This window comes from Nostoc sp., assembly GCF_036917095.1.
In the GTDB taxonomy this organism is placed as follows: domain Bacteria; phylum Cyanobacteriota; class Cyanobacteriia; order Cyanobacteriales; family Nostocaceae; genus Nostoc.
Genome location: NZ_JBALFH010000040.1, coordinates 148,536 through 174,440, shown reverse-complemented (window position 1 = coordinate 174,440; position 25,905 = coordinate 148,536). Strand labels below are relative to the sequence as shown.

At 43.1% G+C, this 25,905-nt stretch carries 19 protein-coding genes and 1 CRISPR repeat array; of the genes, 11 read left to right on the top strand and 8 right to left on the bottom strand.

Features of this window, described 5'->3' with window-relative positions:
- The first annotated feature begins 138 nt into the window (after window positions 1-138).
- The 3 genes from V7L01_RS20245 (at window position 139) to dusB (ending at window position 3,085) form a co-directional block, all read left to right on the top strand.
- A complete protein-coding gene (locus V7L01_RS20245; protein ID WP_335037775.1) occupies window positions 139-996 on the top strand; it encodes an acyl-CoA desaturase in 858 nt (285 codons plus the stop codon).
- Window positions 997-1,118: 122 nt separating this feature from the next.
- Window positions 1,119-1,952, top strand: coding sequence for an Rpn family recombination-promoting nuclease/putative transposase (locus V7L01_RS20240; RefSeq protein WP_335037773.1), 834 nt, complete (start codon window positions 1,119-1,121; stop codon window positions 1,950-1,952).
- 77 nt (window positions 1,953-2,029) lie between these two features.
- Entirely contained in the window at window positions 2,030-3,085 is a 1,056-nt protein-coding gene (dusB, locus tag V7L01_RS20235) for a tRNA dihydrouridine synthase DusB (RefSeq protein ID WP_335037771.1), read from the top strand.
- 342 nt (window positions 3,086-3,427) lie between these two features.
- Here dusB and V7L01_RS20230 read toward each other — a convergent pair whose 3' ends face one another.
- From V7L01_RS20230 to ald, 3 genes are all read right to left on the bottom strand, one after another.
- Window positions 3,428-4,102, bottom strand: coding sequence for a type 1 glutamine amidotransferase domain-containing protein (locus V7L01_RS20230; RefSeq protein ID WP_335037769.1), 675 nt, complete (start codon window positions 4,100-4,102; stop codon window positions 3,428-3,430).
- Window positions 4,103-4,146: 44 nt separating this feature from the next.
- Window positions 4,147-4,437, bottom strand: coding sequence for a putative quinol monooxygenase (locus tag V7L01_RS20225; protein WP_335037768.1), 291 nt, complete (start codon window positions 4,435-4,437; stop codon window positions 4,147-4,149).
- Between the two features lie 614 nt (window positions 4,438-5,051).
- Window positions 5,052-6,525: a CRISPR direct-repeat array (repeat unit 37 nt; unit sequence GTTTCAATCCCTAATAGGGATTTTAGTTAATTGCAAT).
- Between the two features lie 301 nt (window positions 6,526-6,826).
- Window positions 6,827-7,918, bottom strand: coding sequence for an alanine dehydrogenase (gene ald, locus V7L01_RS20220; protein WP_335037766.1), 1,092 nt, complete (start codon window positions 7,916-7,918; stop codon window positions 6,827-6,829).
- A 330-nt stretch (window positions 7,919-8,248) separates the two neighbouring features.
- On the opposite strand from ald, the gene V7L01_RS20215 reads away from it, so the two are divergent.
- The 6 genes from V7L01_RS20215 (at window position 8,249) to V7L01_RS20190 (ending at window position 14,500) form a co-directional block, all read left to right on the top strand.
- Window positions 8,249-8,419, top strand: a complete 171-nt coding sequence (locus V7L01_RS20215; protein ID WP_335037764.1) for a hypothetical protein — start codon at window positions 8,249-8,251, stop codon at window positions 8,417-8,419.
- 364 nt (window positions 8,420-8,783) lie between these two features.
- Window positions 8,784-9,077 carry a hypothetical protein gene (locus tag V7L01_RS20210; protein WP_335037762.1) on the top strand — a complete coding sequence of 98 codons (294 nt, stop codon included), beginning with the start codon at window positions 8,784-8,786 and terminating at the stop codon, window positions 9,075-9,077.
- 135 nt (window positions 9,078-9,212) lie between these two features.
- A complete protein-coding gene (locus V7L01_RS20205) occupies window positions 9,213-10,220 on the top strand; it encodes a WD40 repeat domain-containing protein (protein ID WP_335038434.1) in 1,008 nt (335 codons plus the stop codon).
- An 809-nt stretch (window positions 10,221-11,029) separates the two neighbouring features.
- Entirely contained in the window at window positions 11,030-12,082 is a 1,053-nt protein-coding gene (locus V7L01_RS20200) for a permease (RefSeq protein ID WP_335037760.1), read from the top strand.
- Between the two features lie 71 nt (window positions 12,083-12,153).
- Window positions 12,154-12,927 (top strand): TIGR03943 family putative permease subunit, encoded by a 774-nt coding sequence (locus tag V7L01_RS20195; protein ID WP_335037758.1) that lies wholly within the window; start codon window positions 12,154-12,156, stop codon window positions 12,925-12,927.
- Between the two features lie 73 nt (window positions 12,928-13,000).
- A complete protein-coding gene (locus tag V7L01_RS20190) occupies window positions 13,001-14,500 on the top strand; it encodes an Ig-like domain-containing protein (RefSeq protein ID WP_335037757.1) in 1,500 nt (499 codons plus the stop codon).
- 239 nt (window positions 14,501-14,739) lie between these two features.
- Here the strand turns inward: V7L01_RS20190 and V7L01_RS20185 are convergent, their stop codons facing one another.
- The 3 genes from V7L01_RS20185 to V7L01_RS20175 form a co-directional block, all read right to left on the bottom strand.
- On the bottom strand, window positions 14,740-15,528 hold the full coding sequence (locus tag V7L01_RS20185; protein ID WP_335037755.1) for a sulfite exporter TauE/SafE family protein: 789 nt from the start codon (window positions 15,526-15,528) through the stop codon (window positions 14,740-14,742).
- Window positions 15,529-15,564: 36 nt separating this feature from the next.
- Window positions 15,565-16,851, bottom strand: a complete 1,287-nt coding sequence (locus V7L01_RS20180) for a sulfite oxidase (protein ID WP_335037752.1) — start codon at window positions 16,849-16,851, stop codon at window positions 15,565-15,567.
- A gap of 132 nt (window positions 16,852-16,983) precedes the next feature.
- Window positions 16,984-18,450, bottom strand: a complete 1,467-nt coding sequence (locus V7L01_RS20175; protein WP_335037749.1) for an aminotransferase class V-fold PLP-dependent enzyme — start codon at window positions 18,448-18,450, stop codon at window positions 16,984-16,986.
- A gap of 1,014 nt (window positions 18,451-19,464) precedes the next feature.
- Between V7L01_RS20175 and V7L01_RS20170 the strand changes: the two genes are divergently transcribed.
- Entirely contained in the window at window positions 19,465-21,018 is a 1,554-nt protein-coding gene (locus V7L01_RS20170) for a hypothetical protein (RefSeq protein ID WP_335037747.1), read from the top strand.
- Window positions 21,019-21,230: 212 nt separating this feature from the next.
- On the opposite strand, the gene V7L01_RS20165 is transcribed toward V7L01_RS20170, so the two are convergent.
- Window positions 21,231-23,387, bottom strand: coding sequence for an NAD(P)/FAD-dependent oxidoreductase (locus tag V7L01_RS20165; protein WP_335037746.1), 2,157 nt, complete (start codon window positions 23,385-23,387; stop codon window positions 21,231-21,233).
- Between the two features lie 160 nt (window positions 23,388-23,547).
- Here V7L01_RS20165 and V7L01_RS20160 point away from each other — a divergent pair, with 160 nt between their 5' ends.
- Window positions 23,548-23,781 carry a hypothetical protein gene (locus V7L01_RS20160; protein ID WP_335037741.1) on the top strand — a complete coding sequence of 78 codons (234 nt, stop codon included), beginning with the start codon at window positions 23,548-23,550 and terminating at the stop codon, window positions 23,779-23,781.
- A gap of 399 nt (window positions 23,782-24,180) precedes the next feature.
- Here V7L01_RS20160 and cimA read toward each other — a convergent pair whose 3' ends face one another.
- Window positions 24,181-25,869, bottom strand: a complete 1,689-nt coding sequence (cimA, locus tag V7L01_RS20155) for a citramalate synthase (protein ID WP_335037738.1) — start codon at window positions 25,867-25,869, stop codon at window positions 24,181-24,183.
- Between the last annotated feature and the right edge of the window lie 36 nt (window positions 25,870-25,905).

Sequence of the window (25,905 nt, the reverse complement as noted above, 5' to 3'; positions counted from 1 at the left end):
GCTAACGCCAGTCGCTAATGGGGGAAACCCCCAAGACCGCGCTGGCTCACTGTAACGGGTGTACAGGGTGGGTCAATCCTAGTGGGATTATGCCCAAGAAAAAGCAAATCGCTTCATGATCCATCAATAGGAACTTTTATGACCGCAAATTTTGGGGCGATCGCCCCTGAGAGAGGCAAGTCACCTCAACTCAGTTGGACGAATGTAGTATTTTTTGGTACATTCCATGCCTTAGCACTTCTGTCTCCTTGGTTTTTTTCCTGGTCAGCATTAGGTTTGCTAGTGTTTCTGCACTGGTTATTCGGGAGCATTGGTATTTGTTTGGGATATCACCGACTACTGAGCCACCGGAGTTTCCAAGTTCCTAAGTGGTTAGAGTATGCGATCGCCCTCATTGGAGCGTTGGCTTTGCAAGGTGGGCCAATTTTTTGGGTAGGTGGACACCGCCAGCATCACGCCCACACAGAAGATATCAATTTAGATCCCTACTCTGCCCAAAGAGGCTTTTGGTGGAGCCATATACTATGGATTTTCTACCCGCGCCCAGAATTTTTTGACTATGACACCTATAAAAAATATGCCCCCGATCTAGCAAGACAACCCTATTATTGCTGGTTAGATCGCTACTTCTTGCTGTTGCAAATACCCTTCGCGCTGCTGCTATATGTTTTAGGAGGATGGCCCTTCGTATTCTACGGAGTGTTTCTCAGATGTGTCTTGCTTTGGCACTCAACCTGGTTTGTGAACTCAGCATCACACCTGTGGGGTTATCGCACCTTTGATGCCAATGATGGTGCTCGTAATCTTTGGTGGGTATCCATCGTGACCTATGGAGAAGGATGGCACAATAACCATCATACTTATCCCCACATGGCAAAATCTGGATTTTCTTGGTGGGAGATTGATGTTACTTGGTGGAGCATCCTAGTTTTGCAGACTTTGGGTTTAGCCAAGAAAGTTGTTTCGCGTCCTCCTCAAGGTGCAACTCACGGCTAAATTGCAACTAAATTATCATGAATTTGTTATGCCGATTGCTTCTTGCAGTCGGCTTAATCATTTTTATCAGTAATATTTCACGATAAAATGACAACGCGGCAAATCTCAGCAATACATGAAGCGTGAAAACTGACAGTATTTTTTATCGCCTTTTTCAAGAACTTCCTGGCATCTTTTTTGAATTAATTGGTAATCCACCCCAAACCGCAGAGGATTATAAATTTTCCTCAATTGAAATCAAGCAAACTGCATTCCGTATAGATGGCGTTTTTCTGCCAACCCAAGGGGAAGAAAATCCGATTTACTTTGTTGAAGTCCAATTTCAAACCGACACAGAAATTTATTCACGCTTGTTTTCAGAAATTTATTTATACTTGCGCCAAAATAAACCGAAAAATTCTTGGCGAGGAGTAGTTATCTATCCCAATCGCAGTTTAGATACAGCAGATATCAAGAATTACAGTGAATTTTTCACAAGCGGGCGCATCAGTCGTATTTATCTTAATGAATTAGGTGAAACTGCATCATTGCCAGTTGGAATTGCTACGATGAAATTAGTGGTCGATGAAGAAGAGACAGCAATTATCGCTGCTAGGCAGTTAATAGAGAGAACCCAACAAGAAATCAACATTGAACCACAACGGCGGCAGTTACTAGAATTGATAGAGACAATTTTGGTTTACAAGTTTCCGACAATGAGTCGAGAGGAGATTGAAGGTATGTTTGGGTTAAGTGATTTGAAACAAACACGAGTTTATCAAGAAGGCAAGCAAGAAGGCAAACAAGAAGGCAAGCAAGAAGGCAAACAAGAAGGAGCGCGTGAAGAAAAGTTTAGAATGATACCTTTGTTGTTGAAATTGGGATTGAGTTTTGAAGAAACAGCCAAAGAGTTAGGTTTGAGCCTAGAAGAGATTCAGCAAGAAATGCAAAAACAGCCTCCAAGTCAGGATACGTAACCTACAATTATCCGCGATCGCAGATACCTCTAAATATTCCTGCTATTTTCCATTCCCATTAATTTTTTATATTTTATATGATTTCGCTCTCTCCCATTCTCCAAGCTAGACTTTCCCAACCCCTCAAAATTGGCTCCTTTGAGGTAAAAAGTCGGGTTCTCCAGTCGCCTCTATCTGGGGTGACAGATATGGTGTTTCGCCGGATTGTGCGTCGCTATGCGCCAGATTCGATGATGTATACCGAAATGGTGAATGCTACGGGTTTGCATTATGTCAAGCAGTTACCCAAAATCATGGAGGTAGATCCAAATGAACGCCCAATTAGCGTTCAACTATTTGATTGCCGTCCAGATTTTCTAGCAGAAGCAGCAATAAAAGCAGTTGCCGAAGGTGCTGATACTGTAGATATTAATATGGGTTGTCCGGTAAATAAAATCACTAAAAATGGTGGTGGTTCTTCGTTGTTGCGGCAACCAGAAGTAGCAGAAGCAATTGTGCGGGAAGTGGTAAAAGCTGTTGATGTACCTGTGACAGTAAAAACCCGTATTGGCTGGAATGACACTGAAATTACTATTCTCGACTTTGCCAAGCGGATGGAAGATGCCGGGGCAAAAATGATCACAGTCCACGGACGCACCCGCGCCCAAGGATACAATGGCAATGCGCGTTGGGAATGGATTGCGCGTGTAAAAGAAGTACTTTCTATCCCAGTGATTGGGAATGGAGATATTTTTTCCGTTGAAGCGGCGGTGAAATGTTTAGAACAAACTGGCGCTGATGGTGTGATGTGTTCCCGTGGGACTTTGGGTTATCCGTTTTTGGTGGGAGAAATCGATCGCTTCCTAAAAACTGGGGAAATATTACCACCACCAACCCCGATTCAGCGTTTGGAATGTGCAAGAGATCATTTACAAGCCTTGTGGGAATATAAAGGCGATCGCGGTGTACGTCAAGCCCGTAAGCACATGACTTGGTATGCTAAAGGTTTCGTTGGTGCTGCCGAACTCCGAGGACAGCTAAGTTTAGTTGAAAGGGTAGATCAAGGTTTGGCAATGATTGACCAAGCAATTGAAAAATTAGCTAATGGTTATGAACTAGAGGAAGAAGCAGAAGGTAGTTTGGTAATGCTTTAAAAAGTTGATTTTACCATTAGCTTGGAGTGATATAGTTAGTTGCTAAAAGTGGCGCGATCGCTTAAATACCACTATTTCAGTTAGGGTTTAAACTAACTAATAACCTGCAACTTGGGTTAATAGAGATTTTATCGAATTGCAATATTCAAGCGACGTTCAAAAAAATCTCAAAGCAATTTCAGCTTCAATACCTAATAGGGATTTTAGTTAATTGCAATCGTTAATAGTTTCAGTAGTCCGAAAACTTTTGCGATCGCTAAAAAATCAGCACCAGCGGCTTCCTTCAATCCGTTGCACCGCAATTGTTATGCAGCGACCGAGCACCGTCTTAACGATGCTGCCTCAAGCAGACTCCAAGAGCGCAATCATCTTCTCTCCGACACCTTTGGCAGAAGCAGGATTCTGTCCGGTGACAAGATTTCCATCGGCGATGCTGAATGCCTGCCAGGGTGCCGTCTTGTGGAAGAGTGCGCCTTGTTTGGTGAGCGCCGTTTCCAACTCGAAAGGCACATCAGCTTTTGCGTAGTTTTCTTCTTCGTCGTTCGTAAATGAACTGATATTCTTCCCGGCGAGCAGGAGAGTGCCGTTGCTCAGTTTGACGTTCAGCAACGAGGCTGGGCCGTGACAAACGGCCCCAACAACAGCGCCTCGCTCGTATGTCTCTTTCACAACCTTTTTGAGAAGTGGATGCTCAGGCATATCGACCATCGGTGCCAAACCGCCAGGCATAAAGATCGCATCGTACTGGCTAACGTCCACGTCTGAGAGCTTCTTCGCTTTCTGCATTGAGGCCCAGCCTTTTCCTACCAAGAAGGCTAGGTTGTCAGGGTCGTCAGCAAGATTCAGTGCATCCAGAAACGGCGTATCTCCAGTGAGACTTGCGAAATCAATTTGGTATTTTGCTCTGTCGAATTCAGCATAAGGATGTGCAACCTCTGGCAGGAAATTTCCCGTCCTTCGGTTGTTCGGACCAATAACGCACGCGTTCGATACGATAATGAGAATCTTCTTTGACATAACTTCTCCTTAGACGGTTGTTTGGTTCGGTTCGGGACAGAGCTTTAAACAAGCTTCTTCACCAATATCACCTCGCGGGCTTCAAGATGGGGGACGATCTCTTCTGCGACGATTCTTTTATAGTGTTCCGATCGCCTGTGAGATTCTGCGGCAGCGGTGTCGGTGTAGTGTTCGCAAAGAATGAGTTCGCAAGGATCGCTTTCCGACTGATAAATCGTGTAGGAAATGTTGCCTTCCTCCGATCTGGTCTTCTCGGCCAACTCCGGTAGCAATTTCAGGATGCGGGACGTTTCCGACTCCTTAATTCTCCATTTCACGATAACGATCTTTTCCATGTGCTTACTGCTCCCTTACAAGACAAGCGTACTAACACCCCAGCAGCTTGCGAAACAGTTGTCGTGCCGTCTGTGAACGCTTAACTGCGATTAAGATATTCGGCCTTTTCTCGCTGGATAACTGGGTATTATACCGAATTTTTCCGTATAATCACCTTTTACTGGAGGATTATCAAGAATTTTCCGTATAACATCCTAATTTCAGTAGATCGAAAAGATTTCTAGAAGCCTTACCAACGGCTCATTTTAACCAGTGTATAGAATTCGCTGGAATCCTCTTATAATCTGCTGTTTGAGTAATGCTGTTGTCAATTAACTCTGCTGCGATGGCGTACCCACCCGCCGGATACTGTTGGCGAATTATTTCTTCATATCTGAAATCCCGATTTTAACGTTGTCTGATTTACAAAAGTCAATCAGTTCCAACAAGGGTATGACGAAGATTCAAAGCTTTGAGGGTATTAAGGAATGTTTCGCCAACAGTATCCCCGCCGTAGGCGATCGCAAATGAACGCTTGTGTTAGTCCCAAACCATCGGATGAAACTCTTATTCTTCCTTCAACTTACAAAAGTTTTCGATCTACTGAGTTTGTTGTTTTAGGGAGTTTGAGAAAGTTTCAATCCCTAATAGGGATTTTAGTTAATTGCAATGCAAATAATATACTAATTACTTCCCTTCGAGAAGTTTCAATCCCTAATAGGGATTTTAGTTAATTGCAATCGATTGACAGTTGGGCAAGCTATAAAATATCTCAGGTTTCAATCCCTAATAGGGATTTTAGTTAATTGCAATTGGGGTTTTACTCATGAAGATGTAGTAAAACTTGGCTGGTTTCAATCCCTAATAGGGATTTTAGTTAATTGCAATTTTGTAGGGGCTACAGGTAACGCCATTGATAGGGTGTTTCAATCCCTAATAGGGATTTTAGTTAATTGCAATCTTCACAGCAGAGGAAATCGCTAGCATCAACCAGAAACTGTTTCAATCCCTAATAGGGATTTTAGTTAATTGCAATAGGTTAAGCCTAGCACTATTAGCTTTCGGTTTTGTGTTTCAATCCCTAATAGGGATTTTAGTTAATTGCAATTTGGCACTTGGCGCTACCCCCATATCGATAGAAGTTTCAATCCCTAATAGGGATTTTAGTTAATTGCAATGTATCTAAGCCTAAATTTATAAGTAATCTTTTAGTTGTTTCAATCCCTAATAGGGATTTTAGTTAATTGCAATTTGCTCACCCTGTGCAGCGCCAGCAGTCCCAAACGGGTTTCAATCCCTAATAGGGATTTTAGTTAATTGCAATGCGTGCCATATCAAGCGTGGGAAATTACAAAATCGTTTCAATCCCTAATAGGGATTTTAGTTAATTGCAATGCACGCACACTTAGCCCCAACCGATGTTTTGATTTGTTTCAATCCCTAATAGGGATTTTAGTTAATTGCAATCTGGACAAGTAGCCTATTCCCGTTGCTTGAGGAGTTTCAATCCCTAATAGGGATTTTAGTTAATTGCAATCCCCGCCCCAGCGTCTAATTCAAAAACTAAATCGTTTCAATCCCTAATAGGGATTTTAGTTAATTGCAATGTTTAAGAGTAATCCCCTTGTTTATCCCGCCTTGGGTTTCAATCCCTAATAGGGATTTTAGTTAATTGCAATAGCAGATTGGCTTGATTCCGCACCTTGAGGGGAATGTTTCAATCCCTAATAGGGATTTTAGTTAATTGCAATTTCCACAAACTTTGTATGCTTTTAGCTTGATTTGTTTCAATCCCTAATAGGGATTTTAGTTAATTGCAATATTTCGAGAATGTGAGTGGATACTATCGGATGTTTCAATCCCTAATAGGGATTTTAGTTAATTGCAATTTACTGACAGCGTAAATCCTTGGGGTCGTCCCTATGCTGGTTTCAATCCCTAATAGGGATTTTAGTTAATTGCAATTAATGGCAGTCTGTACGAACGAGCGAACGGGCTTGTTTCAATCCCTAATAGGGATTTTAGTTAATTGCAATCTTTCACAAGCCTCTCTTCTATCTCTTCTGTATAGGTTTCAATCCCTAATAGGGATTTTAGTTAATTGCAATCGCTGGCTTCTGAAAGCGTTGCTGTATTTGGTTTTCAAGGTTCAGTTGCGCGAATGAACGAATCATAACACAGGGAATAGTGATATCACAAGATGCAAATCGCTGAAACCCATTCACCATAAGGTGCGCGGATGGTTTGAAAGTACCATTGCCCTCAAAGTCTTGTATAGATGGAGGATACAGCCTTTTTCGCTCCTTCTCATTTTGTACACCTACCCATCCGCGCATTTGGGAAGAAAATTAGTCTGATTGGCGATCGCTACCTCTATTAAAATAAGCGATCGCCTAATCCTTACATACCTTAATTTACCAAGTCAGGGAATACCTCTTGTACAGCCGGATGCACTAAGCGATGATTATGCACATTCACACCTTTAGCTAATGCTGGGTTAGCTTCCAGTGCCATAATTCCCAAATTCGCCAACTGGACGACATAAGGTAATGTACTATTGTTGAGTGCTTGAGTTGCTGTCCAAGGTACTGCTCCTGGCATATTAGGAACGCCATAATGCACCACGCCTTCTTCAAGGTATACCGGATTTGTGTGGGATGTTGGGTGTAAAGTTTCTATGCAACCGCCTTGGTCAACGGCTACATCAACGATTACCGAACCAGGACGCATTTGTTTGACCAATTCGCGGGATACTAGTATTGGTGCCCTACGTCCTAACACTAAAACTGCACCGATGAGCAAATCGGCTTCAATGACTGCGGCTTCAATATGAGCAGAGTTGCTGTAAAGCAATTCGACTCTAGAGCCAAACAGGGTTTCTAGGTAAGATAAGCGCTCGACACTCACATCTAAAATCTGGACGCTAGCACCCATGCCGACGGCAATTTTAGCTGCTTCTGTGCCCACAACGCCGCCACCTAAAATTACTACTTTGCCTGGTTTAACTCCAGGGACACCGCCTAAAAGAACTCCTCTGCCACCCTGCTGACGTTCTAGGAATCTCGCCCCAAATTGTACTGCTAGCCGACCGGCAATAACGCTCATGGGGGTGAGCAAAGGAAGTCTGTTAGCACCAGGTTGTTCTACAGTTTCGTAAGCGATCGCACTAGTGCCACAATCAATTAAATGCTCTGTCAATTTGCGATCGGCTGCTAAATGTAAATAAGTAAATAATATCTGCCCTTTCTGCAAAAATTTATACTCAGATGTCAGCGGCTCTTTGACTTTAACAACCAATTCCCGATTCCAAGCCGTTTCTGATGTAGGGACAATCTCGGCTCCAGCACTTCTGTAGTCGTCATCTGAAAATCCAGCACCATTACCTGCTTGCGTCTCGACGAAGATGCTATGACCATTTTCTCGCAGCACCCGCACACTAGAAGGACTTAACCCTACCCGAAACTCTTGATCCTTATTTTCCTTGGGAACGCCGATTTCCATATACCGCCTCTGATAATTTTTTTGTTTAACTTTAGCCTGCCAATCTCAAGCTTGCTACGTTCATATTGGAGATAGCTGTATTAGAGATAGCTAATCTCTGTCCTAAGTTGCTCAATTCAATCGGACTAGCCCCAAACTCTTACCCTTGACTATTGCCCCAGTATTTATACAATATATAAAGAATAGTAACAATTTATTAAAAGAGCGATTGTATAGCTTCCTACTAGGAAGCTATTGCTGAATTTCTCTTTACCCCTTTATCGCTACTTTAAGAGAGTTCTGCCAGAAGTCTGATATCAAGTCCCGTTTGCCGAAAGAGGTTTCTTAAACATGACACAAACACAACCAACAATTACACCTAAACTAGAGGAGCCTAAATTTGGCTTTAACGAATATGCTGAACGCTTGAATGGTCGAGCTGCAATGATTGGGTTTGCTTTGTTGCTGATTATCGAATATACAACTAATCAAGGGGTGCTATCATGGCTAGGTCTGAAGTAGTGCCACCACCAAGCACAAGGTGGAAGTTGTAAGCTAGTAATTAAAAGAGTTTCAACCAGCTGGAACAACCAGTTGGTTTTGACTTTAACAATTCATAGCCAAGTACTTCGCCGTAGATAGTTTAATTAGACTTATTCATAAATTATTGCCCTAGAATGTAAGCAATAGAGGAATCGAAATAAATATTAGCGATCGAAATATCATAGACTTGCAACTAGTACATGCAAGGCAATTAATGAGTAAACTTCCTCCCCTACTAAATAAAATTATAATTAGTATCTGCCTTGGATGAGAAAGGCAAATTATGGGTGAGGTATTCTTGGTAAATATACACAAAAGGTGAACAGGAACCAACCAAGCTGTGATGAATGCTGTATTACCTCGTTTTTTGAAGTTAACCTACCGCAAAGAGCCAATAATTAGTGTATTGATGACGATGGGCGTTATGGATGCCCTGATTGGCGGATTGAATGATAGCTGGTCGTTGTTCGCTTTTGGTTTGGGAACGACAGGCATATCGCTAGCCTTTAAGTTGTGGCGTTTCCAGCAGAGTCGTCCTGTACCAGAGGAGCCTGTAGTGCAACATTATTTGCCCTCTCGTTCTTCTAGTGCGCCCTTACCAATGTTAAGCGTTTCTAAGAAAAAACCACCTCTTTAAGAAGTGCAGAGTTATTACTTAAATAACTCTGCAAAATTAATTGGGTAACCGTATCTATAAAAGTGAGGAAAAAGAGTGAGGAGTGAGGGAAGAGGTGGGGGTAATTTTTTGCGGCCGTCTATTATCCTGGCATTTATGGCAGCTATTGCCCTTCCAGTGACAATCTGGGAAGGATTTTACATTCATCAAGCTCATGCTGCCGTTGAACTAATACCAAACTCCCTAACTACCAGCAGCTTTGCTAATGCCCAACTACTTTACACACTCAGAGGACATAACGGAACTGTTAAATCCCTCGCTTTCACTCCAGATAGCAGAATTCTGATGAGTGGAGGTGCAGAAAATGAGGGTGTAATTCGCATATGGAATGCAGCAAACGGCAAAAAGTTAGGGAATATTAACAAAGCACACAGAGCAGCCGTAGAATCTTTGGTAATTTCGCCAGATGGTCGAACCCTCGCTAGCTGTAGTGATGACAATACGATTAATCTCTGGAGCCTGAAAAATTTTAAATTTAGCCGCTCTTTTGTCGGACATACCAGTAACGTATTATCTTTAGCGGTGTCTCCTGATAGTAAAGTTCTAATCAGTGGAGGTTTGGATGGGATTCGTCTATGGGATTTGCTACAGCAGCGCCCTCTAGGAACTTTAGTACCTTTTGATAATTTGATTTATACCGTAACCATTAGTCCAGATGGACAGACCTTGGCTAGTGGCGACAATAAGGGTGGAATCAAGCTGTGGAATTTGAGTAGTGGTAAATTAATCAGTGAATTTGTCGCTCATTCTAATGCTGTTAGCGCTGTCATCTTTACACCAGATGGACAAACATTAGTTACTGCTAGCCGCGATCGCACCATTAAACTGTGGAATATTAATACTGGAGAATTAGTCCGCACCCTTACAGGACATAATAACTGGGTGAATACGATCGCAATTAATCCCGATGGACAAACCCTTGCTAGTGGCGGTAGAGATGGGATTAAATTGTGGGATTTAACTACAGGCGAGTTAATAAATACACTGAGCGGACATACTGACTGGGTAAGTGCGATCGCTTTTAGTCCAAATGGTAAAATTCTTGCCAGTGGTGGGTTCGATCGACAAATCAAGATTTGGGGGATTCCACGAAAACGTAATTAACGGCGTTCAGACAAAATAATCGTGAACTACTAGACTATATCCCCGGCTTCTTGAAGAAGCCGGGGATATAATTTCGACACTCCTTCTAAGGCTTAGTGATATCATGTCCGCATAATTAGTTATTCCAACCACAGTCATTACACCCCACCCCCAACCCCTCCCCGCTTGCAGGGAGGGGAGACAAAGCGTAGCTTTGGCGGGGTGGGGTTCTTCCGGTTTAATAAGCAATCAAGCGGACATGATATGACTCGCTATCGCTCGACTTTTCCCCTCATGTAGAAAGTCAGGCTATCGCTAATGCTGAAAAATTGTCCCAATCATTTACCGTATCTGCTAAACTTTGGTCTTGCATTTTGAGAGTTTTTATTGTAACAAATCAACCAAAGCCTAGATCGATTCTGCCAGAACTAGCCAAAATCAATGATGGTAGCAACCAAGACCGATTCCCAATTGTTGAATAACTGTGAATACTTGATGAATATACAGCCGAGCTAATATCTTATCTAGCAAATTACTGTAAGTATAAACATAGGCAATTTTAATTCTTCTATGCAGCTACTTGCCCTCTAGATAGGAACAATTTCTGAACTTAGACAATCTTAGAAATGGTAATCGTCAGTAAATGCACTCAGTTAAAAATCACTATTTCGGCTGAATCAAAGGTTTGCGGCGCTTAAGCGCTATTTGAAAAGTCGAATAACTTGCTACTTAAATAATGTTTAAATTTCCCGAACTGCTTTTGATCCCCATTTCGATAGAATGACTAGGCAGAACCCTAAAACTAAAAACCGCTTTTGACTGCGACGCCCATGAATCAATTGAACAATGGTTTTACGCTATTTCTAAGTCTGCTAGTCGAGGCGATGCCTTTTTTGCTTCTTGGGGTTTTATTCTCCAGTTTGCTGCTATTTTTTGTTGATGAGCGCAAATTAGTAGAAAAAATGCCCAAAAATCCGCTGCTGGGTGCTTTAGTTGGCAGCACGATCGGCTTTTTATTTCCGGTGTGTGAGTGCGGGAATGTACCGGTAGCGCGGCGGTTCCTAATTCAGGGAGTACCCACACCAGTCGCAATTGGTTTTTTGCTAGCAGCACCAACAATTAACCCAGTTGTAATTTGGTCAACTTGGACAGCATTTCGAGATCAGCCAGAAATAGTAGTCTTACGAGTCGTCTTTTCTTTAGCAATTGCCACAATTATTGGATATGTTTTCAGTTTTCAAAAGGACTTAAACCCGATAATCCAGCCTGCGATCGCTCGTTATATGAAGTTTAATCCACCTGCACAGCCTGAAACCAAACGCCGTGGTAAGCGTTACCAAGTAAAAGAGGAAGCAGCGATACCGAATATCTTGCAATCCGGGACTTATATCTTAGGAGGAAAAGTAAATATACCGCTGCGGATAGACGCTAATTTTGTACAGCCTAATTCCATCTCTACGCCCAATAAACCGCTTGCAGATAAACTGCGCCTAGTTGTGGATAATAGTATCCAAGAATTCCGAGAACTGGGCGGAGTCATGGTTTTGGGAAGTGCGATCGCTGCTGCTATTCAAGTCCTAGCTCCCCGTGAATTAATTCTCAGTTTAGGGGCTGGGCCCATTACCTCAATTGTGGTCATGCTGATATTGGCAGTAGTGGTGTCAATTTGTTCTACAGTCGATTCTTTCTTTGCCCTATCTTTTGCCTCAACCTTTAGCAGCGGTTCATTGTTGGCATTTCTGGTGTTTGGGCCAATGATTGATATCAAAGGTATTGGTTTGATGTTATCCATTTTTAAACCTAAAACGGTTTTTTACTTATTTGCTTTAGCAGCACAATTAACATTTGTGTTCACCCTTTTCCTGAACTTGCACGTCTTTTAAAAAACTATTTGTCATTAGCCATTTGTCTTTTATTTAATGATTAATGACTAATGACCAATGACCAATGACCAATGAATAACAAAAATCCCAAATCTAAAATCCCAAATCTGTTACTCCCTTGGCTGGATGCTATAGCAATTACAGCTTGGGGCACTTTGATGTTGAGATATTGGCTAACTAACAAGCTGAACCTGTTGATTCACCCAAATTACATTTGGTTCGTAGTCGTGACAGGTATCGGCTTGATTATTATTGGTTTCTTCAAGATGCAAGAACTTTGGCAACGGCGTCGCCGTGATGTTACGCCAAACGCCCCGCATATTAGTTTATTTCCCCCTGGTTGGGGCAGTGGTTTGTTGTTGACTACAGCAATTCTAGGTTTTATCATTACACCGCAAGTTTTTGCTAGTGACAAAGCACTGCAAAGGGGTGTGACGACCGATCTCTTGGGAAGCACGCGTGTCAAACCCCAAGCCTTTCGGGCTACTGTTCGCCCAGAAGAGCGATCGCTTGTAGACTGGGTACGCACCGTTAATGTGTATCCTGAACCAGATACATATACAGGACAAAAAGTCAAAGTGCAGGGATTTGTCATTCACCCGCCCGATATAGGAAAAGAATATTTGTTTTTAGCACGATTTGTCTTAAGTTGCTGTGCAGCAGATGCTTACCCTGTGGGATTGCCGGTCAAACTACAAGATAATCAAGAGCGTTACTCCCCTGACACCTGGCTAGAAGTAGAAGGGCAAATGGTGACAGAAAATTTGGCAGGTAAACGCCAACTTACCATTGCCGCTACTTCTCTCAAAAAAATTCCTCAACCCCAAAATCCTTATAGTTATTAGTTATTTTTTGATGACTAATGACAAATGACTAATGACAAATGACTAATGACAAATGACTAATGACAAATGACTAATGACAAAATCTAAAGCATTTATCCAACCATTGGATCGGATAGCGATCGCACTAATGTTACTGCTGAGTGTGCTGATTGGGTTAATGATATTGCAAGGTGATGTGGTGACTGCTCGTGTGCGGGAATTTACCTGGCAAAATCAACAAATTGGGGCAGAAGATAACTCCTTCACCCTCACCTTCAGCCGCCCAATGGAAATAAAAAGCGTAGAGGAGAATTTGAAAATTGAGCCACCCCTAGCAGGGAAATTCAGTTGGGCTGGGCGGCGGATGGTTTATACACTGGTGACACCAGCACCCTATGGCACGAATTATAAAGTGCAGTTACAGAAAGCCAAAGATAAGTTTGCGGAGCAAGAAGGCAAAAATCGCACGATCCAGCCCTTTACGGGTAGCTTCCGCACACGCGATCGCGTCATCCTTTACATCGGAACCGAGCAAGAAGAACAAGGACGTTTAGTTCTTTACAACTTAACCCAAGAACAAAAAAGGGTGCTTACCCCCAAAGACTTGATAGTAATTGACTTTGAGTCGTTCCCTGATGGGGATAAAATTTTATTTTCTGCTCGCGCTGCAAATAACCAAGACTTACTTTCAGCCCAACTGTACACAGTGACAACAGGCGTTTCTGAAAAATCTGGACAACAAGCAGAACCAGGAGGCAAAGTTGACTTAGTTTTAGATAGTAAAGATTATCAAAATCTGAAATTTGACTTATCGCCTGATGGGCAAACTATTGTCATCCAGCGAGGAAACAAAACTAATCCTGGCGACTTTGGACTGTGGTTTATGCCAGCAACCAGCGACGGTTCAGCAGAAAAACCCACCCCTAAACGTCTGCAAAGCCAACCAGGGGGAGATTTTATGGTTACGCCAGATAGTAAAGCCGTAGCAGTTGCCCAAGGACAGGGAGCAGCCATCCTACCACTCCAAGGTGATGCCAGTAAACCCCTAGATTTTCTACCGCAGTTTGGTTTGGTACAGGCTTTCTCCAAAGATGGCTCCCAAGCAGCGATGGTAAAGTTTAATACAGATTACACGCGAGATTTGTTTTTAGTGACAAACCAAGGTGTGCAGAAACAACTATTAAAAACAACAGGCTCGATTCTCAGCTGCCAATTTGACATCGCTTCACCTACCCTTTACTGCTTGCTAACACAGCTAGTATCCAAGGAACAATACATAGAACAGCCTTATGTGGTAGCAATCGATCTGAAAACCGGGCAACAGAAACCCCTGCTAGTACTGCCTCCCGCTCAACGGAATGTGCAAATGAGTTTATCTGCTGACGGTTTGGGCTTGTTATTTGACCAAGTAGTACCGCAGACAAACCCCCCAGCATCATTACCCACAAACACTTTGAAAACTGATGATGGAGATATTATTGCTACCAGTAGCCTGTGGTTAATGCCTCTGTTGCCCATTGCTGATGCTGCGACTGTTGAAATTAGGCCAGAACAACTACCCTTAACCGGATTTCGTCCCCGGTGGCTACCTTGATAGCAAGGCTAAAATGGTGTAATAGCTAAAGCCAAACTACGAGCCTTTTTCTATTGCATCATTGCATTACCCTTGGGTGGGGTAGGGTTCTCTGGGTTTAATAAGCGAGCGAGCAGACATAATATTACAAATTAAGCTAAAAAACATCTAAATTGCATAATCAGATTAAATCAAACTATTGTGGGGTGGGCATCTTGCCCGCCCTAGCTATGCAATTTAAATGTGGAACAGCTTACCAATTAGTAATTAATTATTTGTTGATAATTTATCCAAGCTTCCCAAAAAATATAGATTGAGAGTATTCCTAAGAAAATACGAAGTACTAAACTCACAGTATAATCTGGTAGTTTTGGCAGAGTGCGAGTACTCATCTGAACACCTAAAAGACCGCCACATCCCAAAACTATACCTTGAGCAAACAGAATATTTCCCTCTAATGTGTGTCCTGTACAGGCAGCTAAACCAGTGATGACAATCACTCCTAAACTAGTCTGAATTGCTACTTTAATTTCTTCTCCCAATAGCAACATTTGCAGTGGCACCATAATCGTACCGCCACCTAAGCCAAATAAACCTGCTAAAATCCCTGCTGCTCCCCCAGTGCCAATTTTAGAAACCAATGGGTTAAAGACTGGGGCTGTATTCTCTATTTCGTTGAAGGCTAATTGCTTGCGAAGCTCAATCAAATAGATATTAGCGAGTAGTATGATGCCAAATGTAAATAGTATTATATATGATGGAATTTTATTGGCGAAATATACACCTATTCCAGTAGTTAGAAAAGCTGGAATTCCTAAATAAATTACTCGTTTAAAGTCAAAGTAGCCCATCCACCAATTCTGCAAACTTCCAGAAATTGAAGTAATCACAATCGCAAGGCTACTAGTAGCGATCGCCTGAACGGGAGTATAACCTAGTGTAACTAAAAGAGGAATTGTGATAATACCGCCGCCTATTCCTAAAAGTCCAGCTATGACTCCAGATATTAGACCCCCGGTTATTAAAATCAACCAACTATAATCAATCATAAATAGGTCTTTTTCTAGAGAATTGATTTGGTGTGATTAACCTTGTACTGTCACCGGATGGCTAACAACACCTCCGTAGAGCAATCCAGAATCATTCCACGGAACTGTACTCGGTTGTGTATTACCTAAATTGTCAGTAGCAATAGCTTGGAGAAAATATTCCCCAGGAACTGGGTTCCATTCAATATCCCAGCGTGTCCATGCAAATGGAAAATTTGGTTCTCTCAGTCGTGCAAATTGCCAAGTTCTGCCGCCATCCAGACTGACTTCTACACGGACAATCTTTCCTTTCCCAGACCAAGAACGTCCGCGCAGTAAGTGGGTTCGAGCACAAAGCGTAGCTGGCCAAGCCAACTCAAAGGCGCTCTTAACATTTTGATAGGTAATCAGCTTACCTTTATACGGAGCGATCGCTGGGTAGTCTGCACCAACCAGCACCATCTGCTCCGTCACCCACTGGGTATATATCGGTGTTTCAGAAACTTCAATCCGCTCAATCCATTTAACATTGGCGTTTCCTCCCCAACCAGGGAATAAGGCACGACATGGCTGGCCGTGATCTGGAGGTAATGGTTCTCCGTTCATTGCATAGACGAGAAGCGAGTTATCTGCTAATGCCTTGCTAATTGGAACTACATTATTGAACTTGGATTTATTTGTCCCCTTTGAGTCCAGCGAAGCCACATCTGCGCCCTCAACGAGTACGTCTTTTGCTGTGGATTTCAATCCAGCTCGCTCTAATAATATGCCAAGTGGTACACCAGTCCACTCAGCCACACCAATAGCTCCCAGCCTCCAGCGGGTTCCAGAGAGTGGTGTGTTGTAAGCCTCTTCAAAGAAACGCCGACCATTAGCAGCACACTCAATGGCACAAGTGACCGAAATGGATGGCATAGCGAGGATTTCATCGTAAGTGAACTCGCAGGGGGCAGAAACGCCAGTTCCATGAATTTGCAAACGCCATGCAGATGGGTCAAAGGTTGGAGGTGTACTGCGGTTGTGAACATAGAACCAATCATTTGGTACTAAATAACCACGCCCATACATGGCTTCCCAGTTCATCTCTAATGTGCCTTTGCTATGAGAGATATACCCTGGTGGCAATGGCTTAAGTATTTTACTGCCTTTAGTTTTAACAGCTGCCTGGCTGTGGGCAGGCGCAGGTTTAGCTAACCCTCCAATGGCTGTTGCGCCAACCATAGTGGCTAGTATTTTTAGAAAGCGCTGGCGCGAAATACCTGCATCTGTACTTTTGTCCCAAATATACCGATCGACCCGTGCGTGTAGGTAATCCTCCTGGTCTAAGAGGTTTTCATCGCTCAAGCTATTACCCCCTTTTTATTCATAATTCGTAATTTAAGGCACAGAGATAAGGAGTCGGAGCAGGCAGAAAATTTCTCTCCTCTGCCCCCAGCAAGAACTGCCCCTCTGCCTCTTCCCCATACCCTGAAAAAACTAGCTGTCTATCGCTGTCCAAACACCAGTTATCCGATCTTGTGTGTAGTTGGGTAAATAGTGAGCCAATCCATTTTTAGCTATTTGAGCGATCGCATCGATAAAGCGATCGCAATCTTCTAATGTATTATATACAGCAAAGCTGGCTCGGATAATACTAGGAATATTGCGCGTAATTCCCCTGTCTACTTCCTGAGCAATTTCGTAGTCTTGCTCGTCTGAAATATTCTTAAGTTTGCGAATGTATTCGTATGTGCAGAAAGCCCCAGCCCGAACCCCAATGCCGTATTCTTGTGCCAAAATCTCTGCAACCAAACGTCCATCAAACCCATCAATATCAAAGGGAATAACATGGGCTAAATTATCTCCTGGGATATGTAATTTGACGCCAGGAATTAGTCCAAGCCGTGTATATGTGAATTCAACTAAAGAGTGTTCGTACTGAGCAATGCGATCGCGCCCTACTGCTTCGATAATTTCAATCGCCTTGGCAATGGCGATCGCACCCATTGCGTTTGGTGTTCCAGGATCGTGCGCCCGTTCTGTATAAAAACGCTTAATCTCTAGGTTTCTAGTGATATAAGGCAGGTTTCCACCCCCAATTTGATAAGGGTAGGAACTATCAAAAAAATCTTTTGGCCCCAACAAAACCCCGGTTCCATAGGGTGCATACATCTTGTGTCCGGAGAAAGCCACAAAATCTAAATGACATGGGTCATTATCAGCACGCATATCTACTCGCTCATGCTGAATTAACTGACACACGTCAGCAAAAATCTTAGCACCATAGCGATGTGCTAAAGCTGCAATTTCGTAAATCGGGGGTCTGTAACCTGTAATTGTTGAAGCACCTGTAATAGTCACTAACTTAATTTGCTCGGCTTCGGGGAGATTTTGGTGCGCCTTGAAGATATCTTCAATTTCTGCAACACTTACACTTCCATCCGGCTGGGTTCTGTACTGCACGACTTCATCTCTTGTAACCCAAGGCAGCAAGTTGGATGAATGCTCGATATCAGAAACTAAGATTTTCCCAGGTTTTTTTGCCCAAAGTGTGGCGGCTCCATTAATAGCTTCTGTTGTATTCTTCGCAAAGATTACATAGTTGTCTAAAGATGACCCCACAAAGTCCCGAATAATGTTCCGACTGGCGTCATATTCTCGTGTAGTGATGATGGACTTTTGCCCAGAACCCCGATGTACGCTGCCATAGGTGTCAAGCATTTCGTCTACATGCTGCTTGAGCGATGCAAAGGGAGTAGTTGTAGCTCCATTATCCAAGTTGACGTACTTTACATAGTTTTCGTTAAGAGTTTTCACCTTGAAAGATAGAGACTCATCTGTAAATAACGGTCTGATTTCTTTATCCCAAAAACTGTCAAAATTTTCTGAAACTAGCGGTAATTGAGCAGTTTCTTGGTTTATTTCTTGCTTTATATTTACACCCATCGCAATTACGTCGGTCATCTTTAGCACCCCTATTTTTAAATTTTTAATTTTGAAAAAATCTAACTGCTATACCGTTTTATCTAACGCAGCAATCCCATTAATTGCCAGTAACTATGGTCTTTATAATTACTTCATTGCTAGTAGAAAACTCGGTTATTCCAATTATTCTTTAATAAATCAATTAAAAACTGTATCCGTGATATTACTAAATTATTTTATTTTTATTGTAATTTATAATGCAATGTATTTAATATCTATAAGTAGTCAAGTATACTTTAAACAATTTTCTTGTAGTCATTAAACAAACTTGACGTATTGAAGGCAAGTTATTAGAGAAAGCCTCTCGCTAACTAAGCCTGAAATTGCTTACTAGGACTGTATTTACTTAGAAAAAAGCCCGTATCAAGTTGAGATTATTCTTTAGAAAAATTTTATTATTTTACTTGTATAAATTGGTGCTTCTTCAGCAAAACTTTATAAGCATTTATACTTAATTGTCGGAATTTCCTAATATTTCAGGTTTACCAGAAGCTCTTAATTGTTTGCTGAGATTAAATAGCGATCGCCAAGATTAGAGAATTATCATTAAATAGTAGATACTTGTACTGACATCAGTCCTAAGTAAGAAAAAACTTATGGGAAAAAATGTATTCTTAAACACATTTTTATTTTAAATTTTAAGGTAAATGCGATTATAGACAATAATTTATGTGGTGAGGTAGTTTTTTTTCATATAGAAAAACTTTATCAGCCAATACAGTTGAGTTTTTAAGTATTGGGTTTCTCCTCTCTCCCGCCTATCCTTTAAGGCGGCCCGAGTTACCCTTGTGCCTCTTCTTGACGGGGAAGAGGCTCATAGTGTTATAACGGCATCAGTCTAGATACAAAATGGGGAACACCAATTGATGATTAATTGCTGGTGCTTGGAGAGAGTTAAACTTAGCTTCTAGAGCAAACCCTGATTAGACACAGTTGATAAGCAATGCTAATGCCAGCACTGCTGAATATTTTTAAGCAGGTGAGTCAAGAGTGATGAATGAAGCTGACACCTCAAACAAGGGGACTGTGATGGAATCCCTAAATTCTGCTAATTCGCCACAATCAGAGCAGGCGAGTTGTCCCTTTTACTCAGTTGTGCCTAATGACAATGCGACAGTTAGAAAACTGCCACTCCTCATGCCAGCTGAAGATACACAATTTTCACAAGATACCACCCAGCGGGACTGGGTTGCAGAGCCTGAAAGCGGCAAACAAGCACTTATTGACTCGGAATTTCAGAACCTGTTGGCATTGAACGAAGAATTGCGTGCGGCTAACAATAACTTGTATGAACAAGTCGAGCAGCTAAAAGACAACCTAGCTGAGTCAGAAAAGGTTTTGCAGTGGCAGAAAACGCGTTCTAGCGTTACTGAGTCGATGCTCAACCAACACGCTCAAGAACTGGCTGCGGCTCAAGAACAGATAAAGTCCCTATTTCAACAATTAGAAACTGCTGTACAAACTGTTCGACACCAGGAAATTTTCACCGAAACTTATAAAGCACAGCTACAAATTAGCCAACAACGCCTTGCCCAGCTAGAGAGAGAATGTACGTTGCTACACACTAACAGCAGCGAACAGTCTCAGCAGTTGTTGCAATCAGAAACTGTTTGTCGGGAGTTACGTACCAGACTAATGCGACAACAACGCCAGACGCTGCAATTCAAAGCAGCTCTGGAAAAATGTTTAGATACATCCGTTCCTAGCTATGACTCCTTAGAAGATACTGCAAAACATCCCAAAGACATAACTAGTGGACAAGGAAGATTCTCTAGAAAAGCTCGGTCTTTATTTCCTAACGCCCAGCCAATTCAACCTTGGTCAGCAGAACCAGAATCCTTGAGTAACGATCTAGATAATTCTTGGGGCGAACCGTCAGCACCAATCCCATTCCAAAAAAATGAACCCACTCCAACGCCGTCATCATCTTCTTGGAACTGGTCAGTTAAGAAAAACACGCCAACACCAGCACAACCCAGTCCCTCTCCAGAAATTGACGATTCCCAAGATACACCGGAAGCTGTTTCACCTTTGGGTTCATCAAGCTTAGATCAGCAATTAGATAGTCTAATCCAAATGTTTTTCACCTCCCAGCCTGCATCTGCATCACCACCGCCTACTACAAAAACCGATCTGGATAGTAATCTGGGTAATCCACCTATGTGGGAGAGTTTAGCAACAATCCTAGAAGACGAAGAAAAACTAGAAAATCCACAAGAGGAGCAGTTGGAAGCAGAAATTAATCCTCCTGCAACTACTTCTACTTCTTGGACGACAGATTCTGTGCTTTCACCAGCAAATAACTTACTGTTTTCCTCCAATCCACCTCAAACTGAGACGCCTATTGGAGAAACTGAAGACTACTGGTCAGAAGTTTCACAATTGACGCAGTTAGAATTGTCGGCGACTGATTTGTCTTCATCATCAGGTGATAACACCAATGATGCTAATTCACCTTCACCAGTGGTTTATCCCCAGCGTCCACCCAAGGGGCGTAAGTCATTGGCATCTGTGGAACTGCCGAATTTTCGCCACAAGAGTCAATAGTTAGTTGTCATTTGTCATTTGTCATTTGTCATTTGTTTTAACTAATAACTATCGGATTTACCCAAAAATCGCCAAAAAGCTTAATTTATGGAAGTGCCTTCTCTGCGAGAGGCTTTGCCAATGCACAGCATCTCGTAGAGAAGAATCGTAGATTGTACGTAAGTCCAAAACTAATGACCAATGACCAATGACTAATGACTAATGACCAATGACTAATTAAGAATCCTTGCTTCTGATTTCGGAATTATGGCTTCTGGATTGGCTTTTGCTACCTGACTGGGCGATCGCGGTTTTCCGGTGGCGATCGCATAATTAATTGCCAACAGCCACAGCCACAATCCCGGATTTCGGGGTTCTAACCAAAAGCCTACCCGGTTCAAGAAGCGCCCGAACCACGGACTCAACAAAGCACTAATCAGCGCATGACGGCCGAAGTTAAAATAACTACCAAGCCATCGGACTAAATCTCTAGGCCCAGCAAGTTCCCAAATCCACAAAAGCAAGGCAGGATTTTTTCTAGCTGCTTTGAGTGCTAGGCGGTTAAAGGTTAACCAATCACACCTATCTTTGATGAAGTTATCTGCTACTTCTAGGGGTTCGTCTGCTAACAGTCCAAAGAAGGTGTTGAGCATAGAGTTAATCCGCTGGGGTGGTAAAAATTTCCCAGTGGGTACCATCATGCCTTTAGAAAATAGCCAAGTCACTGAAACGTTACTTTGGTAAGCGCGAATTTGGTTCAAGTGCCGAAAACTCAACAAGTCATGTTTGAGAGCAGTATCCAACAACGTTGTTAAGCGCTCTAAGTTGCGAACTAGCGAACCAAAACCGGTGAAAACGAGGGGAGACTGGAGTGATGCGGCATCACCGATCGCAATCAATCGATCGAAGGCAACTGTGCGATCGCTACTTCCCACACTAAAATGCCCCGGTATATACCCAAATGTCGGCTTCTTCCACACTAATTTGTCCATATCGCACCTGCGATACTCTGGCAAAATCGTGAAAAAGTCCTCGTACATCTCTAGCAAGGAACCGGGATTTTCAGCATTGACCTCATGGTAATGAAATAAATAAATCGTCAGTTCTTCATTTGCTCCAGGGAACAGTTCCCAAATCAACTGCCTTCCCCGCGAGATATCGCCATGACTGTAAAGAACGTCCCCATATTGGGAATCCCACACTTGCGGCTCAAATCCACTCTCAATTGCCGCTCCCACTGTCGGACATACACTATCAAAAGCACGACCACCATTTAATTGCCAAGCGATGGGGGATGCAGTTCCCATTGCATCTATTAGCAGTCGTCCACTTACTTGCTTCTCAACCTGACTGGGTAAGTGCTTGACTTTCAGAAGTACTTGTGATATATCAATATCTGCACGGATAAACTCTGTTTCATCCCAGATTTCACCACCTGCCGCTTGCAGTTTTTGCCCACACATTTGGAGCCATTTTTCGGAATCTAAGCCTAAATTTAGGACTGTGGGTGTGTGGAGGACGGGCGATCGCAGTTTGGCTGGATTATTGGCATCAAAAAACTTATTGAATCCGTCTTTGTATTCCCTGGCAATGATGGTTTCTAACTCAGCGGGGGTGAGTAAACCCAGGTTAACTAAGCTTTGAATCTCATCGCGGGAAATGTTCCATTCTCGGTTCATCCGCCCAAAGGGCATTCGTTCCACCAGCAAAACTTTATATCCGAGTTTTGCCATCAGGGCTGCATGAATCGCGCCTAGTGCGCCACCGATGTAGATGATGTCATAAGTCGGGGATGAGGGGGAAGAGGCAGGGGGGCAGGGTGCAGGGTGCAGAGGAGAGAAATTTTCCCCCTGTTCTCTGCTCCCTGCTCCTTGACTGGAAAAAACCACCTGACGGGGCTGCTGAGGATTCCGTACCCCTTCGCGCCATCGCTGTTCCCACCAGTAGGCACGCGTTAGATCGTATTCACCGTTGGGCATTTTCTGAAAATACTTGACGGTAAGGGGGTAAGCAGAGCCTAATGCTGCAAAAATCGATTGTTGGGATAAATCAATCGCTGGCGGTTCTGGGTAATGATGCGGAAAACGGCTTCTGATTTCTTTGGTTAGGCGTTGCAGAATTTGCCCCTCACCGGGAAAGGCTTGTTCTGCCCAACGAAACACTTTCAGATAAGTAGTTCGTTGCACCGCCCAGACAAAAACCGAAAGTTCCGCAGGCAAGTTTTCGGAAATAGCCACTCCAGCAGTTGTAATTGCAGTGGGGATTTTGAGGCGAAAGCCTTCCGAGGTAAGCACTTTTTCTCCATTTCCGGGTTCAAAATCTGTTTGTAGCCAGCTACGCACAGTTGCTATATCCGGAGTTGGAACTTCTAAATAAAGGATTTCTCTCATGTTTTCCTGACATCTCCGCTCGATCTACTCACTAAGACAGATTTTATGAAGGCACAAAGTAAGGTAAACTCCGCCCTATTACTTTCGTAAAGATTCAGTGAAGAAATTTTAAGAATTTGTCAAATTTATTGTTCATTTTGTATTTCTGTAAACCCACGCCATGAATTATCCCATTCCAGACAGCCCCCAGGAAATTGTTGCCCTGCGACAACAGCCGATTGATGAAGAACTAGTTGCCAGTGCGATCGCTGGAGTAATTAAAATTGTCCGCGCTCAGGGTCAATCTTTGGAAGAATTAACCGCTCAGTTGCTAGCAGACGATCCACTGCTGGATCGGCAACAACGTCGCTGGTTGAGCCAATTAGTTGCTCAATCCTGGGAAAAGTTCTCCTAAAACCTTGCATAAGATGAAGTTTTTGTCGCAGCATTAGATTTTTAGGTCTGCATCTAAATATTGGCGATGCCTGCGGCGGGCTGCGCCTACGCATTTTAGGTATAGGAGTAACATGTCTGGAATTGGCAATTGGGTTGCTATTTTTGCATTTACGGCACAGAAGCCACTAAATTAACCATATCAGCGTTTTACGTTGCTAATGAATTTTACAACGTTCTTAAACGGAAAGACCTCTGGTGCAAAGCAGAGGTCTTTTTTGTGGATAAATCTTGATGCTCTTTGAGCGGCGCGTCAACACCTTAGCGGCATAAATGTTTTTGGCACACAACTCAATTGAGCGATCGCTTCCCCTTGTGATTGAAAAGCGTAAAATTTTGAAACACTACATAGGTCTTTTTGTCAACTAGAAGCTTTCACTGCTGCTTCCGCTTGGGAGTGCAACAACAAACCATATTCCAATCCTTCCACCACTGCTTGATAAGAAGCCTCCAAAATATTGGTGGAAACCCCTACCGTAGTCCAGCGTTGACGACCATTGCCTGACTCTACCAACACACGGGTTTTTGCCGCAGTGCCCGTATGTCCGTTGAGAATCCGCACTTTGTAATCTGTCAAATCAAAAGTTGCTATTTGGGGATAAAAATTCACCAAAGCCTTGCGTAAAGCCGCATCCAAAGCTGCCACGGGGCCGTTACCTTCGGCCGCCTCCAAAATATTTTTCCCGTCAACAGCGACTTTGACTGTAGCTAAGGCATTGCTAGTTTCTTTCCCCTCAATCAAGTCACAGTGGACTTGAAAACCTTTGACTTCAAAAAACTTCTGGCGATCTCCCAAAGCTTCGTGCATCAATAGTACAAAACTTGCCTCTGCTGCCTCAAATTGAAATCCTTCACTCTCCAAATCTTTGAGGCGCTGGAGAATTTCCCTAGCCTCTGCCTTTTCCCGATCGAGTTCAATCCCAAAACTGCGGGCTTTGGCTAAAACATTGCTGAGTCCAGACTGTTCAGAAATCACGATGCGGCGGCGATTTCCGACTTGTTCCGGTTGAATGTGTTCGTAAGTCAGGGGATTACGTTCCACCGCTGATACATGAATACCGCCCTTGTGAGCAAAAGCCGAACGTCCCACAAAGGGAGCGTGTTCATCTGGTGCCAGGTTGACAACCTCACTCACAAAACGACTAGCTTCTGTAAGTTGTGTGAGCTGGTCTTCTGTGATACAACTGTAACCCGCCTTCAGTTGTAAATTGGGAATTAACGAACAGAGATTAGCATTACCGCAACGTTCACCGTAACCGTTAATTGTGCCCTGTACCATCTTTGCCCCTGCCATCACAGCGGCTATTGCGTTAGCAACCGCCATTTCCGAATCGTTATGAGTGTGAATTCCAATTTGGGGAATTGTCCTTTGTCCTACCCTGCGGGAAGCCGCTGGCGCGTCTATGTCTTCAGTCATTGGTTCTTGACTAATGACGAATGACAAATGACTAATGACATCTTGAACAATTTGGCTAATTTCATGGGGCAAAGTACCGCCATTGGTATCACACAGGACTAGCCATTCAGCACCAGATGCGATCGCAGCCTCTAATGTCTGTAAAGCATAATCTCGATTGTGCTTGTAGCCATCAAACCAATGTTCGGCATCGTAGATAATCCGACGCCCTTGAGAACGGAGGTACTCAATTGTGTCGCGAATCATCGCCAAATTTTCTTCTAATGTCGTCTTGAGTCCTGTTGTCACATGTAAATCCCAAGACTTGCCAAAAATCGTTACCCAGCGAGTTCCCGCAGCCAAAATATCCTGTAGCATCGGTTCGGTTGCGGCAGTGGAGTTGGGGCGTCGAGTCGAACAAAAAGCAACAATTTCAGCTTGTTTTAGCGGATCTTCTTGGAGTTGCCAGAAAAATTGTACATCCTTGGGATTAGCACCGGGCCAACCGCCTTCAATGAAAGGAATTCCCAGTTGATCGAGCCTACGGGCAATGCGTAACTTATCTTCTATCGATACTGATAGCCCCTCGCGCTGAGTGCCATCCCGTAGTGTAGTGTCATAGAGCCAAAGTTGAGGTGAGGAATTTGTGGTCATAAAACTGGGACCGACGAGACAACTTTCGAGGCAATG